The organism is Pseudoalteromonas sp. HL-AS2 (assembly GCF_031198805.1).
Classification (GTDB): Bacteria; Pseudomonadota; Gammaproteobacteria; order Enterobacterales; family Alteromonadaceae; genus Pseudoalteromonas; species Pseudoalteromonas nigrifaciens.
The window spans coordinates 240,140-254,422 of sequence record NZ_CP133571.1; the positions used below are offsets into that span (position 1 = coordinate 240,140).

The window sequence follows — 14,283 nt, forward strand, 5'->3', positions numbered from 1 at the left end:
AAAAACGGCTATTTTTATGATACCGGTGTCATTTTAAAATTATAAAAAAAGCCGCATAGCATGTGACTTTTTTATAATTTAGATTTAATGCGTGATTAGTTAAAAATGTTTTTCACATCTTGCTCATCAAAAAGATAATCTTTTAGACAGTAATGGCAGCTAATTTTGATTTCGCCATGCTCAGCAACATCATCAAGTAGCGCTTGTTGGCCAATATTAACTAATGCAGTCATGGTTTTTTCGCGGGTACAACCACACTTAAATTGAATGCTTTGTGGCTCAAACACACGCGGGTTATCTTCGTGGTACAAACGAGTTAGTACGGTGTTAGCATCAAGCTCTAATAGTTCTTCATCTTTAATGGTATGGCTAAGAGCTTCTAAGTGGGCAAAGTCTTCAATAGATTTTTGTTTATCAACGGGTAAAACTTGTAAAAATAAACCACAAGCTTTGGCATTTCCCTCGGTTGTATCGGTTGCAAACCAAAGACGCGTTTTTAATTGCTCTGATTGCTCAAAGTAAGCCTCTATACATTCACTTAAGGTTTCATGCTCTAAAGGCACTATACCTTGATAGCGCTCCCCTTTAGTTGGCGTAATAGTAATAACCATATAGCCTTGGCCTATCAACTCTTTTACTGTGCTACCTGTTACTTCACTTTGTAAGCGAGCTATACCACGCATGTTTTGTTTATCGTCGCCATTAATTACCGCGTATTTAACCGGCCCATCACCTTGTAGTTGAACCGCTATTTCGCCTTCAAATTTTAAGGTGGCTGTTAATAAACAGGTCGCAACAAGCAGTTCACCCAATAATGCTTTAACTGCATCAGGGTAATTATGATTGGCGATCATTTCGTTGTAGGCATTTTCAATTTGTACGAGTTCGCCACGAACATCGAGATTGTCGAATAAATAACGGTGGAGTAAATCTTGTTGCATGAGCGACTATACCTAACTTAATTTCAATTTTAAAAGTTCGCGTCTTTGCTTCTTATCCGGTTTTTTATCCGGATGAGGTGCAAAAAGGCTGTTATTTTTGCGCGCGATAGAATTTTCTTCGCGTTTAGCAATACTGGCATCAGATTCTTGATACAAGGTCTGTGCAATGGGGGCGCTTTGGCGTTTTTCAAGTATTTTGAGCACAGTTACTATTTTTTCATCTACCCCTTGGGCTAATTTTATAGTTGCGCCTATTTCTACTATTTTGCCTGCTTTGGTACGCTGGCCATTATAATGTACTTTTCCGCCTTGTACCATTTCGCGAGCCGCAGCACGTGTTTTATAAAATCGTGCCGCCCATAACCATTTGTCTAATCTAATTTTTAGCTCATCTTTATGTTCTAAATTAGGGTTAGCATTACTTTTTTTAGCCATAAAGCACCTTTAATAAGTGTTTGCCTAGATTTTAAAATTTACCATAAAAGCTATTTGCGATGAAGGATTACTACAACAGCTGTTTTTATGCAGCGGCTAAATTAAAATCAATCTGTTTACAAAGTTTAATATTAGCATGCTTGTTGAATGAAAAATGAAAAGGTACTATGCATAGCGATTAGGTAAAAACTAAAATAAGAATACTATTTATGGAACAGCAAGTTCAACAATTTAAACATTTTATAAGCCGTTTACCGCATGCCAAATTGAGTGCGGTTGTTACATTATTAGTTGTTGTTTATATTGCTTTTTTATCGTCTAAACTCGTTTGGCTTATGTGGCCAAATCCTATTGTGTCACCACTCACGCCAATCTACTACGGACAACATTCAACTGCAGCAAGTAACAATTATTCTCAACATATAATTGAGCAATTTATATTTGGTAAAATAATTGTTAAAAGCAAGAGCGATGATCACGCTGCAAAAGTTGTTAATGATGCCCCTGAAACGCGCTTAAGTATTAATCTTACTGGTATTGTAGCGGTAAATAACGACGATAAAGCGGGGCTCGCTATTATAGAGTCACAAGGCAAGCAAGAAACCTACTTAGTAGATGAAGCAGTGCAAGGGACGCGAGCTAAACTAGCGCAGATATTACCTGACCGCGTTATTTTAACGGTAAACGGACGATTTGAAACATTAATGTTAGATGGTCTCGACTTTACAAAAACAGTATCTATGCCGGTTTTAGCTGCACGTGATGAAGCTGAAATGGGCCCACAATTAGGGCCTGCCCCAAGTGAGCAACAAATAGATGTAACTGCCGATCCAAACATTAAGCAGGCTTTAATCGAAACCCGTGAAGAGTTGCTCGAAGAGCCCGGTAAGTTATTTGACTATATTCGCGTGTCACAAGCGATGAGCGATGGGGAACTTATTGGTTATCGCTTGAGTCCAGGTAAAGAGCCTGAGCTATTTAAGCAGATGGGATTACAAAATAACGATTTAGCTGTTGCAATTAATGGCTATCAACTAACAGATTTAAAACAGGCCATGGCAGCCATTAATGAGCTGCGTAACAGTACAGATGCCACTATCACTATTGAACGTGATAACCAGCAAATAGACGTACAATTTAGTCTGCAATAACTTAGCATTGGAGTTTTAATATAATGGTTCAGGCGCTACACCTCACAAAAATTAAAAAAGGGTTAGCTAAGTACGCAGCACTTTTTCTAGCAGCAAGCATTTCGTTTTCTGTTGCTGCAGTTGAATACGCTGCTAACTTTAAAGGCACTGATATTAATGAGTTTATTAATATTGTTGGTAAAAATCTTAATAAAACAATAATTATTGACCCTAACGTACGTGGCAAAGTAAATGTGCGTAGTTATGAGTTAATGGGCGAAGCGCTTTATTATCAATTCTTTTTAAATGTATTAGAAGTTTATGGCTATTCAGCCATTGAAATGGACAATAATATAATAAAAATTGAAAAAAGCTCGGATGCTAAAAAATCAAACGTACCGCTAATTACAGATGGCAGTGAAGCCAGCGGCGATATGATGATTACCCGAGTTGTACGGGTTAAAAATGTAAGCGTGCAAGAGCTAGGTCCTTTGGTTCGTCAATTTAGCGACCAAAAAGATGGCGGCCATGTTGCTAACTTTAATGCCGCAAACGTAATGATGCTTACCGGGCATGCTGCATCGGTAAACCGCTTAGTTGAAATAATACGCTCGGTTGATCAAGCGGGCGATAAGCGTGTTGATATTGTAAAGCTTAAATTTGCTACCGCAGATGATGTGGTATCTGTAGTTGATAATATTTATAAAGACAGCGGAAAAGGCAGTATTCCAGAGTTTTTAATACCTAAAGTGGTTGCCGATGGCCGTACTAACAGCGTTATTGTTAGTGGCGAAGGCCAAGCACGCACCCGTGCTATTGAGCTTATTAAGCGCTTAGACGGTGAGCTTGAAAGCCAAGGGAACACTAAAGTATTTTATCTAAATTACGCAAAAGCAGAAGATTTAGTTAAAGTATTGCAAGGTGTTAGTAAGTCGCTAACAGATGACACTCAAGGCGGCAGCGCAACCAAAACACGTACTCGCAGTAACAACGAAACCAGCATAGAAGCCCACCCCGATTCAAACTCATTAATTATTACAGCACAACCCGATACCATGCGCTCGCTTGAGTCAGTTATTGAGCGTTTAGATATTCGCCGTGCGCAAGTATTGGTTGAAGCAATTATAATTGAGGTAATGGAAGGCGACGGTATTAACTTTGGTTTGCAGTGGATTTCTGAGCAAGGCGGTATGCTGCAGTTTAATAATGGCACAACTGTACCGGTTGGTGCGTTAGCTGTAGCGGCTGAGCAAGCACGCGATACTACCGTATCTAAAAATATAATTGGTACCGAAAGCGGCACAATTACTCAGGTTGATGAAACTACTAAGGGTGATTACGGCCCATTAGCATCATTACTCGGTGGCATTAACGGCTTAGCCATGGGGGTGATAAAAAATGATTGGGGCGCAATTGTTCAAGCCGTTTCGACCGATAGTAACTCAAACATTTTGGCGACCCCCTCTATTACTACTATGGATAATGAAGAAGCGTCTATTTTGGTCGGTCAAGAAGTGCCTATAATTACTGGCTCGCAAACCGGGAGTAATAACACCAACCCATTTCAAACAGTTGAACGCCAAGAAGTGGGTATAAAGCTTAAAGTAACCCCGCAAATTAACGACGGCTCTGCTGTGCAGTTAACCATTGAACAAGAAGTGTCGAGTGTAAGTGGTGCTACTGCTGTTGATATTTCAGTTAATAAGCGTTCAATTAAAACCACGGTAATGGCTGATGATGGCGGTATGGTGGTGCTTGGCGGCTTAATAGATGAAGACGTACAAGAAAGTGTGTCTAAGGTGCCACTACTAGGCGACATTCCTATTTTAGGTCACTTATTTAAATCAACTAATACCACACGACGTAAGCGTAACCTGATTGTATTTATTCGCCCGACTATTATTCGCGACGGAATTAGCATGAATAAGTTGAGCTTTAATAAATATAACTTTATTCGTGGCGAGCAATTTAAGCAGCGCGAAGATGGTATAGAGTTAATGCCAAGAACCGACACGCCTATTTTACCCGAGTGGAATGATGAGCTAATACTGCCACCTACGTATGAAGAGCATTTACGCAAACAAAATGCACAAGAGCGTAAAGATGACTAAGGCGATTGCAGAGATAAATCAAGATGTGGTTCATCCTAATGCGCATCATCCGGACGAGCTATTAACCAGTGACGACTTAGTTGAGTTGCCCGCTAAACGTTTGCCTTTTTCATACGCACGGCGAGCCGGTGTACTGCTGAGTAAAAATAAAGAGCAGCGCATAGTGTATTACCGTGGCGAACTTGATATTGACGTACTGTTAGAAGTACGCCGTATTGCAGGGCATGGTTTTACGCTTGAGCAGCTTGCTGATGACAAGTTTGAGTTACTGCTAGAGGCTTCGTATCAGCGAGATAGTTCTGAAACGCAACAAATGATGGAAGACATTGGCAACGAAGTTGACTTGTTTTCATTAGTAGACGAATTGCCACAAACCGAAGATTTATTGGCAGGCGATGATGATGCGCCAATTATTAAACTTATAAATGCAATGCTCAGCGAAGCAATTAAAGAGGGTGCGTCTGATATTCATATTGAAACCTTTGAGCAAGAACTGGTTATTCGCTTTAGGGTTGATGGTGTATTAAAAGAGGTACTTAAACCTAATCGTAAATTAGCATCCTTGCTGGTATCGCGAATTAAGGTAATGGCTAAGCTCGATATTGCCGAAAAACGTATACCACAAGATGGCCGTATTAGTTTGCGTATTGCAGGGCGTGCAGTTGATGTACGGGTATCAACCATGCCATCGAGTTTTGGTGAGCGTGTTGTGCTGCGTTTACTGGATAAAAATAACGCGCACTTAAATCTTGAAGATTTAGGTATGACCGCACAAAACCGTGAATTGTTTGCAAATTTAATTAGTAAGCCCCATGGCATTATTTTAGTAACCGGGCCTACAGGCTCTGGTAAAAGTACCACCTTGTACGCAGGTATGAGTCAAATAAACTCTCGCGATCGTAATATTTTAACGGTTGAAGACCCCATAGAATACGAAATTCCGGGCATTGGCCAAACGCAAGTAAATACTAAAGTAGGTATGACCTTTGCGCGTGGCTTACGGGCTATTTTACGTCAAGATCCCGATGTAGTGATGGTAGGTGAAATACGCGACCTAGAAACCGCTCAAATTGGTGTGCAAGCATCATTAACTGGTCACTTGGTAATGTCTACGTTGCATACAAATACTGCTTCTGGCGCTATTACTCGTATGGAAGATATGGGAGTGGAGCCATTTTTACTTTCATCGTCGTTACTCGGTGTGTTATCGCAGCGACTAGTACGTACACTGTGTAAAAATTGTAAAAAAGAACATGTAGCCGATGAGCGCGAGTGCCAGTTATTAGGCGTACCGTTTGAAAGTAAACCAACTATACACCGTGCAGTAGGGTGTGAAGCATGTAACTTTAATGGTTATAAAGGCCGTACTGGTATTCATGAGTTATTAGTGGTGGACGAAACCATTCGTGAAATGATCCACAATGGTAAAGGCGAGCAAAGCGTTGAAAAATACATTCGCAAGCTCAGTCCAAGTATTCGTCAAGATGGCTGTAGCCGTGTACTTGCAGGTAAAACAACACTTGAAGAAGTATTGCGTGTTACCCGTGAGGAAGGCTAATAATGGCAGCATTTGAATACCGTGCCCTAGATGGCCGAGGCAAAGAAAAAAAAGGCATTTTAGAAGCGGATACAGCAAAACAAATTCGCCAAATATTACGCGATCAAAAATTAACGCCGCTCGAAGTTGTACCCGCGGCGCAAAGTGATAAACAGGTTAAAGGCCAAAAAACGTCATTACTTGGCGGTTTGTTTAAACCTACTATATCAACCTCAGATTTGGCGCTTATAACTCGCCAGTTAGCAACACTCATTCAATCGGCTCTGCCAGTTGAGGGTGCGGTAATGGCTGTGGCTGAGCAATGTGAAAAACCACGTTTAAAACGCATGCTGATGTCGGTTCGCTCAAAAGTAGTGGAAGGGTATACCCTTGCCGACGGTATGAGTGAGTTTCCGCATGTGTTTGACGATTTATACCGCGCTATGGTTGCCGCAGGCGAAAAGTCAGGGCATTTAGACCAAGTACTAAACCGGCTTGCCGATTACACCGAGCAGCGCCAATATATGCGCAGTCAAATAACGCAAGCTATGGTGTACCCCATTATTTTAGTGGTGTTTGCTATTGCAATTGTGTCGGTTTTATTAGGTACTGTAGTACCTAAAATACTTAAAACGTTTGAGAAAACCAAGCAAGTACTCCCTTGGACCACTGAGTGGGTAATGGCGGGAAGTCATTTTGTACAAAATTATTGGTTTATTAGTTTAATTGTAATAACGGGCCTAGCGATAGGGATTAAGCATGCTTTAAAACAGCCTAAAATTCGTTTTTGGTGGGATGATAAAATATTGCATATGCCCGGTATTGGTAAAGTAGCTAGAGGTATTAATACCGCCCGCTTTGCCCGAACTTTAAGTATTTTATCATCAAGCTCGGTACCGCTACTTGAAGGTATGCGTATTGCGGGTGGAGTGCTGATCAACGAAAAAATTAAAAAAGCAGTTGCCGATGCAGCGGATAGAGTAAGCGAAGGGGCAAGTTTAAGAGCGGCCTTACAGCAAACTAAATTGTTTCCGCCAATGATGCTACATATGATAGCCAGCGGTGAAAAATCTGGCGAGCTGGAGCAAATGTTAGAACGCGCTGCTAATAACCAAGATCGCGAATTTGAAAGTATGGTTAATGTATCGCTAAAACTATTAGAACCCGCAATGATCGCTTTAATGGCGGTTATTGTATTATTTATAGTAATGGCAATTTTACAGCCAATTATGGCAATGAATAAAGCTGTAGGGCTTTAACTTAAAAGTAAATTAATGGTTTAATAAACCATTGTTTAGTGTTTTTAGAATAATGAGGTAATTACGTGAATAAACAATCAGGTTTTTCTTTGCTAGAAGTGATGGTCGTACTGGTTATCATTGGCATGATCATGTCAATTGTGGCACCTAATATTATGGGTCAACAAGAAGAGGCCGCTATCGACAAAGCACACTTAGATATTCAGCAGCTTGAAGATGCAATGAGCCTTTACAAACTTAAAAATAAAAGCTACCCAAGTACCGAGCAAGGCCTAGAAGCATTGGTTAATAAAACCAGCATAGAGCCAATACCAAAACGTTTTCCAGATGGTGGCTTTATTAGTAAATTACCAGAGGATCCGTGGGGCAATACTTATCAGTTAATTAGCCCAGGAGAAATTGGTAAATTTGATATTTTTTCTTTAGGTCCAGATGGCCAAGCCGGCACCGATGACGACATTGGTAACTGGGACGAAGAAAAACAGTAATGGCCATCAATCGCGCAGTGTATTTATATACTAATATCCAGGGCTTACTATGCAAGTAAGCTCTGAGAGATTGCGTGCAAAAAGCCGCGGCTTTAGTTTAATCGAAATTTTAGTGGTATTAGTGATCATCGCTTTTGCCACAAAAATGGTGGTATATAGCTTAGAAGGCGGCGCTGAGGATGAGTTAGATACTCAAGCGCTTAGGCTGCATACCACCATTAATATGGCATCAGAATTTGCTATTTTAAACCAAGTTGAATTGGGTTTTCATATAGACAACAACGTATTTGAGTTTTTAGTTTTTGATGGTGAAAAGTGGGTAAGCTTTGTCAGAGAAGCATTATTTGAGCCGGTTGAATTTGATCCACGCTTTAAACTAGCGCTTAACCTAGACGACTTAGCTTGGGCGCAAGATAACTTACTCGAGCAAGCAAATTGGCGTGAGCTAATGAGCGGAGACGAAGACAGCTTATTGGAGCTTAAAAAGTTTAAAATTCCGCAAGTGCTAATACTATCTTCGGGAGAAGTAAGTGCATTTCAATTAACACTCGAATTAAAAGAGCAAAGCGAGCCGGTTTACTTTATTGAAGGCGAGTTTACTGCGCCAGTGAATTTACGCCGAGAGCCCGAATAATGCGCCAGTATAATAAAGGTTTTACTTTACTTGAAGTGCTAGTGGCATTGAGTATTTGTGCTATGGCAGGTATTGCAGCAATGCAAGCAACCAGTGAGCACATTCATCATCTATCTAGCATAGAAGAGCAAACTTACGCCTCATGGGTTGCCGAAAACATTATGGTAGAGCAGCGTACCAAAGGCGAACAATGGGAAGGGAAAGACGGCGTGCGCGGTAGTGAAGTTATGGCGGGTGTTGAATGGTTTTGGCGCCAAGATATAGGTAAAACCGCAGATAAAGACTTTGTAAAATTAACCATTAATATATTTAGTGATGAAAAATACGAACACTCAATATATGAGCTGGCAACTTATTTAAATAAAGGCAAAAAATAAGTGAAGCAACGCGGATTTACCTTACTTGAAGTGATGGTAGCCTTGGGGATTTTAGGCTTTGTTATTATGGCCACGCACCAAATACTAGATACCACTACCCGCGCCAAAGAGGCTTCGGATGATAAAATAGCCGAGCTAAATGGTTTGCAAACCACCTTTAGGTTAATGGATCAAGATTTTAGTCAAATGACCAAACGTGCTGTACGCAATGAAGCAGGCGATGTGCAAGAGCAGTATTTGCTAGCCGGACGCTATGTTTTAGATAGCCAATATGATGGCATTGGCTTTGTGCGCGACGGCTGGATAAATCCAATTAATTTATTACCACGCTCAGAATTACAAGCTGTGGGTTATCGCGTAATAAACGACAACTTGGAGCGAGTGTACCGGGTATATGTTGATCAGCTTGACAATATGGAGCCGCGTGTACAGGTTGTTTTAAAAAACATTGAAGAGCTAAAGTTTGAATTTTTAGACGATAAAAACGAATGGCAAGCTAAGTGGCAAATTAAAGCGCTCCCCAAAGCGGTCGCTGTTACGCTGCAACAAATAGAGGCAGAGCCAATTAGGCGAGTATTTTTAGTGCCAGGACAAGGTAAAGAAATTCTACCATCGAGCCCATCAACTGATGATGCACTGGCCGATGAAGGTAACCCGCAAGAAGGTGGGCAGTAATGGGGCTGCGTTCTTCTCGTGGAGCCGCACTTGTTATTGTGCTGTTTATTGTTGCATTAGCGGCCATTTTAGCCGTAGAAATGAGTGCTAACTTAATGGTGCAAGTGCAAAAAAGTACTAACTTACAGGGTCATCAACAAGCTAAGTGGTATGCCTATGGTGCAGAAGAGCTTGCCATAAAAGCGCTGATTAAAAGCAAAAGAGACGATCCTGACAAAACCACGTTAGATCAAATATGGGCGCAGCAAGGCGATATACCTTACCCAGTTGATAACGGCACACTAAGCGGAAAAATAACGGATTTACAAGCATGTTTAAACTTAAATGCTATAGCCGTAGAACCAGATTTAAATAGTGCTAGCAAAACCAATCCAGCGCACAAGGCCTTGTTCGCATTACTTGAAAATATTGAAGATTTACCGGCACAAGAGTCAGAGGAAACCATGGCTGACAGTGTGTTTGATTGGCTAGACGAAAACAGCATTACATACCGTTCAGGAGCAGAAGAAGGGGAATACTTGTCGCGTCAATTTCCGTACATGACCGCCAATAGCTTATTTGCATCAACCTCAGAGCTGCGTTTGGTTAAAGGTTTTAACCCATTAGTAATGGAAAAAGTGCTGCCTTATGTTTGTGTAATACCTGGTAGCACTTTATTGTCTATTAATGTGAATACCTTAGCAGCAGAGCAAGCACTCATTTTAAGTACCCTTATAGATGAGCTAAGTGTATCGGGTGCTGAAGCTGTGATTGCTGCTCGCCCAGATGCAGGCTTTGAAAGTAAAGCTGCCTTTTTTGAACAAGTTCAGCAGCAAGGCGGGCAAAACGTCAAAGCGGTAGAAAAATTGTTTAGTATTAATAGCGAATATTTTAAATTACAAACGCAGGCAAACTTTGTTGATCTGCGTTTTTCGATGACCACATTACTGCACGCCAAAGACGGCGACGTAACGATACTGGCGCGAAAATTTGGAGGCGTACAGTGACAGAAATACTGTTGATCCGCACGGGTCAAACCGAACAAGAGTTACTTAATTGGTTAATATACTCACCACAAGAACAACAAATAATAGCCAGTGGTGAGCTAGTTAATGCCAGTTATTTAAACGAACTGAGCGAAAAATCGCTAGGGCGCGAAGTCGTTGTATTATTGCCTTGTGACCAAGTGCAATTAAAAACGGTAATGCTACCGACTAAATGGAATCGTAAGTTAGAGCAAGCTTTGCCTTATATGCTCGAAGAAGATATAGCGTGCGATATAGATGAGCTATTTATTGCTGTAGGTGAGCCAGTGATGATTGGCGAGCAGCATGCTGTTCGTGTTGCTATGACCGACCGCGAATGGTTTGAGGCGTGGCTAGCGCTATTTGCAGAGCATAATTTATCGGTATATAAAATATTACCCGATGCTTTGTTATTACCCCCAGCAGATGAGAACACAGTAACGGCAATAGCACTTAATAATCAGTGGTTATTTAAACAAGGCCCATGGCGTATAAGTGCAGTAGAGACGAGCTGGTTAAATGGTTACTTAACAGCAATGGGTAATCCAGATGTAAAGCATTTTAGTCCGGCGACTCAGTTTCCTGAAACGGTAAACTTACAGGCTCAAACCAGTGATTACGACCTACCGCTGGCCTTATTTGCTAAGCAACTAGAGCATACTAAGTTTAATCTTCGCCAAGGTATGTATCAGCTTAAAAAGAAAAGCACCTTATGGTGGGGGTACTGGAAAAGTGCTGCCATTATTACCAGCGTTGCCTTAGTAGCGAGTATTACGATTAAAGCTATAGAGTTGCATCAGCTAAATACCCAGTTAGAACTTGCTAAAGCACAGGTAATTGAGCGCTACCAAAAGGCATTTCCGGGAACTAAGGTTCGCCCACACCTTATTAAAAACCAAATTAAAGGTGCACTGGCAAAAATACAAGATACCAGCGACGCTGGATTTTTAGAGTTAACCACAGAATTAGTGGGGGTGTTTTCGCAGGTAAGTAATTTTACCCCTGAAACACTGCGTTATGACAAAAAACGTAATGAATTACGTATGAGAGCACGCGCAAAAGACTTTCAAACCTTTGGTAAAGTTAAAGCCATACTTGAACAGCAAGGGTTAACGGTTGATCAAGGCTCGTTAAGTAACGATGGTGACTTTGTGGTTGGCGAAATTAAACTGCGAGGTGCAGTATGAAGCAGCAGTTAATTAAACATTGGCGCTCACTAAAAGAGCAAGAGCAGCAGTTAATAATCGTTGCGAGTGGTATTTTTATTGTGTTTATTTTAGTGATGGGCATTTTTAGACCCTTAAATAATGCAATAGCAAGTGCTGAGCAATCGCAATTAAAACAGCAAGAGCTACTAGTGTGGGTTGACGAAAGTATTGTAAAGCTCAAGGCCGCTGGTAATACACAAGTGGTTAATAGTCAAAACATTAGCCAAATAGTTAACGCCACCCGCGGACGCTATAAAATAAATATTAGTAAAATGCAGCCAAGTAATAACTCGCTACGTTTAACGCTCGACTCAGTAGAGTTTAATCAATTAATACTGTGGCTTGATGAACTGGTCAATCAACATGGTCTACGGGTCGAAAATTTAGATTTGAGCCGTGACGATAAGTCGGGCTATGTACGTGTTAGCCGTTTGCTATTAGAGAAGTAATGAATGAAAAAAATAATAACCTTATCCATTGTATTTTTACTTAGTTTTATTGTGTTTTGTATTATTAAGTTACCTGCAGCGGTGGCCATTGACCTAGCAAAACCTTATTTTCCTAAGCAACTTGAAGTAGGGCAAAGTGTTGGCACTATTTGGCAAGGGCAAATGATGCAAGTGCGCTACCAAGGTGAGCAATTAAATAATGTGCGTTGGGATGTTGCCTGGTGGGCATTATTTACCGGTAAGTTAAATGCCAATGTAAAATTTGGTGACCCACGTGAGCGCAGTGATATATCGGGTTATGCAGATGTGAGCTTTGGTTTATTTAATAAGCAAGTGAAAGTAACCAATGGATTAGTGCGCTCAACAGTTGAAAGAGCGATGCAACGCATACAACTTCCGTTACCTGTAACCGCTAAAGGTCGTGTGATCTTGGAATTGGCAGAGTATACATCGGGCGCACCTTATTGTGAGTCACTGCAAGGCGAGATAGCGAGCCCTAATATTGACGTACAAGGTTTGAACGGTTGGTTTAATATAGGCCCGCTTGGTGGTAACCTAAGCTGTAAATCGGGCGACATAGCCATACTTATCGACCCAGATAACACCTTAGGGCTTGAAGCTGATGCAACCCTAAAAGCTAATTTTGACTTTAAAGTATCAGGCTATGTAAAGCCCGATGCCACGTTGCCAAAAGATGTACATGATGCGGTTAAGTTTTTAGGTCGTCCAGATAATCAAGGCCGTTACCCGCTCAACTTTTAATGTTTAATATAAAGAGTTTTAATGCAATTACCCCAATTTACTGAGCAGCACGCTAAGCAGCTCAGCACATTTTTAGACACCCAGTCTCAAGCGATGACGCTAACGCAAAGCCAAGGTTATTTATTTGGCGTAATTTGCTCTCCTGAGCCTCTAGACGTACATGAGTGGATGGCAGCAATTTTGCCTAATACAGCTAATAATGTAGATGAAGAAATGCTATTTTTATTTATGGCGTTATACCATCAAATTAGTGAGCAAGTATTTGAAGTAGGCTATAAATTACCAGCACAATATAATTACGGATTTTGCAGTAATTGGAGCGCAGGTTTTGTAACGGCAACAACGTCATATACTCAAAAGTTATTAAGTTCAACCGCGTTAGAGGCAGAATATAAACAAGCCCTCGAAAGCGCTCAAGCCACATTAAGCTTTTTTGCACTTGATGGGCAAACCATTAGCCAAATAGCGTTACAAAACAGTATTGATGAGCAGTTACTTTGCCAGCAGCAATATGAGCTAATGGGCGACTTTGCGCTTGGCTTTGCAGAGCTAGTGGAAATAGTCGCGCTTAATAGTGGCTTGTACACAGATGAAGGCTGGGAAGAGTAGTTTAGGCGCAGTAATGAGTTGAGCTCAAAATATAGCCGTGAAATAAGTTTAAGCGCCTAGTTCTAATATAATATCAGTGCAGCCTTGCTTGCACTTAATCAGCCCTTTACCCGGCTTGCTGGTGGCTAAGTCGAGTGTTAAAACCCCATTACATTTTTCGCACTTTAGCGTTTTACCCTGCGTGAGTTTTTTAAGCATATTACGTTGCTGGTGAAATGAGTCGCTGGCTTTTTTATTTAATCCAGAAAAGTCCATTATTTACCTCGCATGTGTTCTAGTGAGCCGGATACTATTTTACATACAGTGTTTAAGCGCTCATCATAAAAATATAGGTTTAAGTCGCGCTCACGGCAGTAGCGTAAGTGAAATAATCTTATTGAGTCATCGGTAGTAAATGTTTTTTCGGTGTACTCACGCTCAGATTCAGAAAGCGTTAACTGCGCACTAATTTTGTTTTTAGTCATACTGGCAGTAGGGCTGCGATTCACTTTGCTTGCATCACTTAAAAAGTCAATACCATCGTTAAATAACCGCTCACGAGGCTCTTTCACCAAAGGGTGATCGACTGTGAAAAAGGCGAGGACTACTATTACCAAAATAATAAATTTTTTCATAGTTGGGTAAACTTTGATCCAAATAACATAAAATGATGCTGCAGTGTAAT

Annotated in this window: 17 protein-coding genes; 13 read left to right on the plus strand and 4 right to left on the minus strand. The window is 40.9% G+C overall.

Annotation, left to right across the window (positions count from 1 at the left end):
* Positions 1 to 95: 95 nt before the first annotated feature.
* Positions 96 to 941 (minus strand): Hsp33 family molecular chaperone HslO, encoded by an 846-nt coding sequence (gene hslO / locus RB215_RS01120; protein WP_011326946.1) that lies wholly within the window; start codon positions 939 to 941, stop codon positions 96 to 98.
* Between the two features lie 12 nt (positions 942 to 953).
* Complete coding sequence (hslR, locus tag RB215_RS01125; RefSeq protein ID WP_011326947.1) at positions 954 to 1,376, minus strand: ribosome-associated heat shock protein Hsp15; 423 nt, start codon at positions 1,374 to 1,376, stop codon at positions 954 to 956.
* Between the two features lie 209 nt (positions 1,377 to 1,585).
* Here hslR and gspC point away from each other — a divergent pair, with 209 nt between their 5' ends.
* The 13 genes from gspC (at position 1,586) to RB215_RS01190 (ending at position 13,619) form a co-directional block, all read left to right on the plus strand.
* Positions 1,586 to 2,527 carry a type II secretion system protein GspC gene (gene gspC, locus RB215_RS01130; protein WP_011326948.1) on the plus strand — a complete coding sequence of 314 codons (942 nt, stop codon included), beginning with the start codon at positions 1,586 to 1,588 and terminating at the stop codon, positions 2,525 to 2,527.
* A 23-nt stretch (positions 2,528 to 2,550) separates the two neighbouring features.
* On the plus strand, positions 2,551 to 4,617 hold the full coding sequence (gene gspD / locus RB215_RS01135) for a type II secretion system secretin GspD (RefSeq protein ID WP_011326949.1): 2,067 nt from the start codon (positions 2,551 to 2,553) through the stop codon (positions 4,615 to 4,617).
* Positions 4,610 to 6,175 (plus strand): type II secretion system ATPase GspE, encoded by a 1,566-nt coding sequence (gene gspE / locus RB215_RS01140; RefSeq protein WP_011326950.1) that lies wholly within the window; start codon positions 4,610 to 4,612, stop codon positions 6,173 to 6,175. Before gspD ends, gspE begins: the two co-directional genes overlap by 8 nt.
* Positions 6,176 to 6,177: 2 nt before the next feature.
* On the plus strand, positions 6,178 to 7,413 hold the full coding sequence (gspF, locus tag RB215_RS01145; protein WP_086996699.1) for a type II secretion system inner membrane protein GspF: 1,236 nt from the start codon (positions 6,178 to 6,180) through the stop codon (positions 7,411 to 7,413).
* Positions 7,414 to 7,478: 65 nt separating this feature from the next.
* Complete coding sequence (gene gspG / locus RB215_RS01150; RefSeq protein ID WP_041454317.1) at positions 7,479 to 7,901, plus strand: type II secretion system major pseudopilin GspG; 423 nt, start codon at positions 7,479 to 7,481, stop codon at positions 7,899 to 7,901.
* Between the two features lie 49 nt (positions 7,902 to 7,950).
* Positions 7,951 to 8,535: a type II secretion system minor pseudopilin GspH gene (gene gspH / locus RB215_RS01155; RefSeq protein ID WP_011326953.1), complete on the plus strand. Its 585-nt coding sequence runs from the start codon at positions 7,951 to 7,953 to the stop codon at positions 8,533 to 8,535.
* A complete protein-coding gene (gene gspI, locus RB215_RS01160; RefSeq protein ID WP_086996694.1) occupies positions 8,535 to 8,912 on the plus strand; it encodes a type II secretion system minor pseudopilin GspI in 378 nt (125 codons plus the stop codon). Before gspH ends, gspI begins: the two co-directional genes overlap by 1 nt.
* Complete coding sequence (gene gspJ / locus RB215_RS01165; RefSeq protein WP_011326955.1) at positions 8,913 to 9,587, plus strand: type II secretion system minor pseudopilin GspJ; 675 nt, start codon at positions 8,913 to 8,915, stop codon at positions 9,585 to 9,587.
* Positions 9,587 to 10,573 carry a type II secretion system minor pseudopilin GspK gene (gspK, locus tag RB215_RS01170; RefSeq protein WP_011326956.1) on the plus strand — a complete coding sequence of 329 codons (987 nt, stop codon included), beginning with the start codon at positions 9,587 to 9,589 and terminating at the stop codon, positions 10,571 to 10,573. The genes gspJ and gspK overlap by 1 nt, the downstream gene beginning before the upstream one ends.
* Entirely contained in the window at positions 10,570 to 11,778 is a 1,209-nt protein-coding gene (gene gspL, locus RB215_RS01175) for a type II secretion system protein GspL (RefSeq protein ID WP_309216698.1), read from the plus strand. Before gspK ends, gspL begins: the two co-directional genes overlap by 4 nt.
* The gene (gene gspM, locus RB215_RS01180; protein WP_011326958.1) at positions 11,775 to 12,248 is read left to right on the plus strand and encodes a type II secretion system protein GspM; all 474 of its coding nucleotides are present in this window, start codon (positions 11,775 to 11,777) and stop codon (positions 12,246 to 12,248) included. Before gspL ends, gspM begins: the two co-directional genes overlap by 4 nt.
* A gap of 3 nt (positions 12,249 to 12,251) precedes the next feature.
* Positions 12,252 to 13,010, plus strand: coding sequence for a type II secretion system protein N (locus tag RB215_RS01185; RefSeq protein ID WP_309216699.1), 759 nt, complete (start codon positions 12,252 to 12,254; stop codon positions 13,008 to 13,010).
* 21 nt (positions 13,011 to 13,031) lie between these two features.
* On the plus strand, positions 13,032 to 13,619 hold the full coding sequence (locus RB215_RS01190) for a UPF0149 family protein (protein WP_058372382.1): 588 nt from the start codon (positions 13,032 to 13,034) through the stop codon (positions 13,617 to 13,619).
* A gap of 48 nt (positions 13,620 to 13,667) precedes the next feature.
* Here the strand turns inward: RB215_RS01190 and RB215_RS01195 are convergent, their stop codons facing one another.
* Both RB215_RS01195 and RB215_RS01200 read right to left on the minus strand, forming a co-directional pair.
* Positions 13,668 to 13,874 (minus strand): hypothetical protein, encoded by a 207-nt coding sequence (locus RB215_RS01195; RefSeq protein ID WP_309216700.1) that lies wholly within the window; start codon positions 13,872 to 13,874, stop codon positions 13,668 to 13,670.
* Positions 13,874 to 14,233, minus strand: coding sequence for a hypothetical protein (locus RB215_RS01200; RefSeq protein ID WP_011326962.1), 360 nt, complete (start codon positions 14,231 to 14,233; stop codon positions 13,874 to 13,876). The genes RB215_RS01195 and RB215_RS01200 overlap by 1 nt, the downstream gene beginning before the upstream one ends.
* Positions 14,234 to 14,283: the final 50 nt, after the last annotated feature.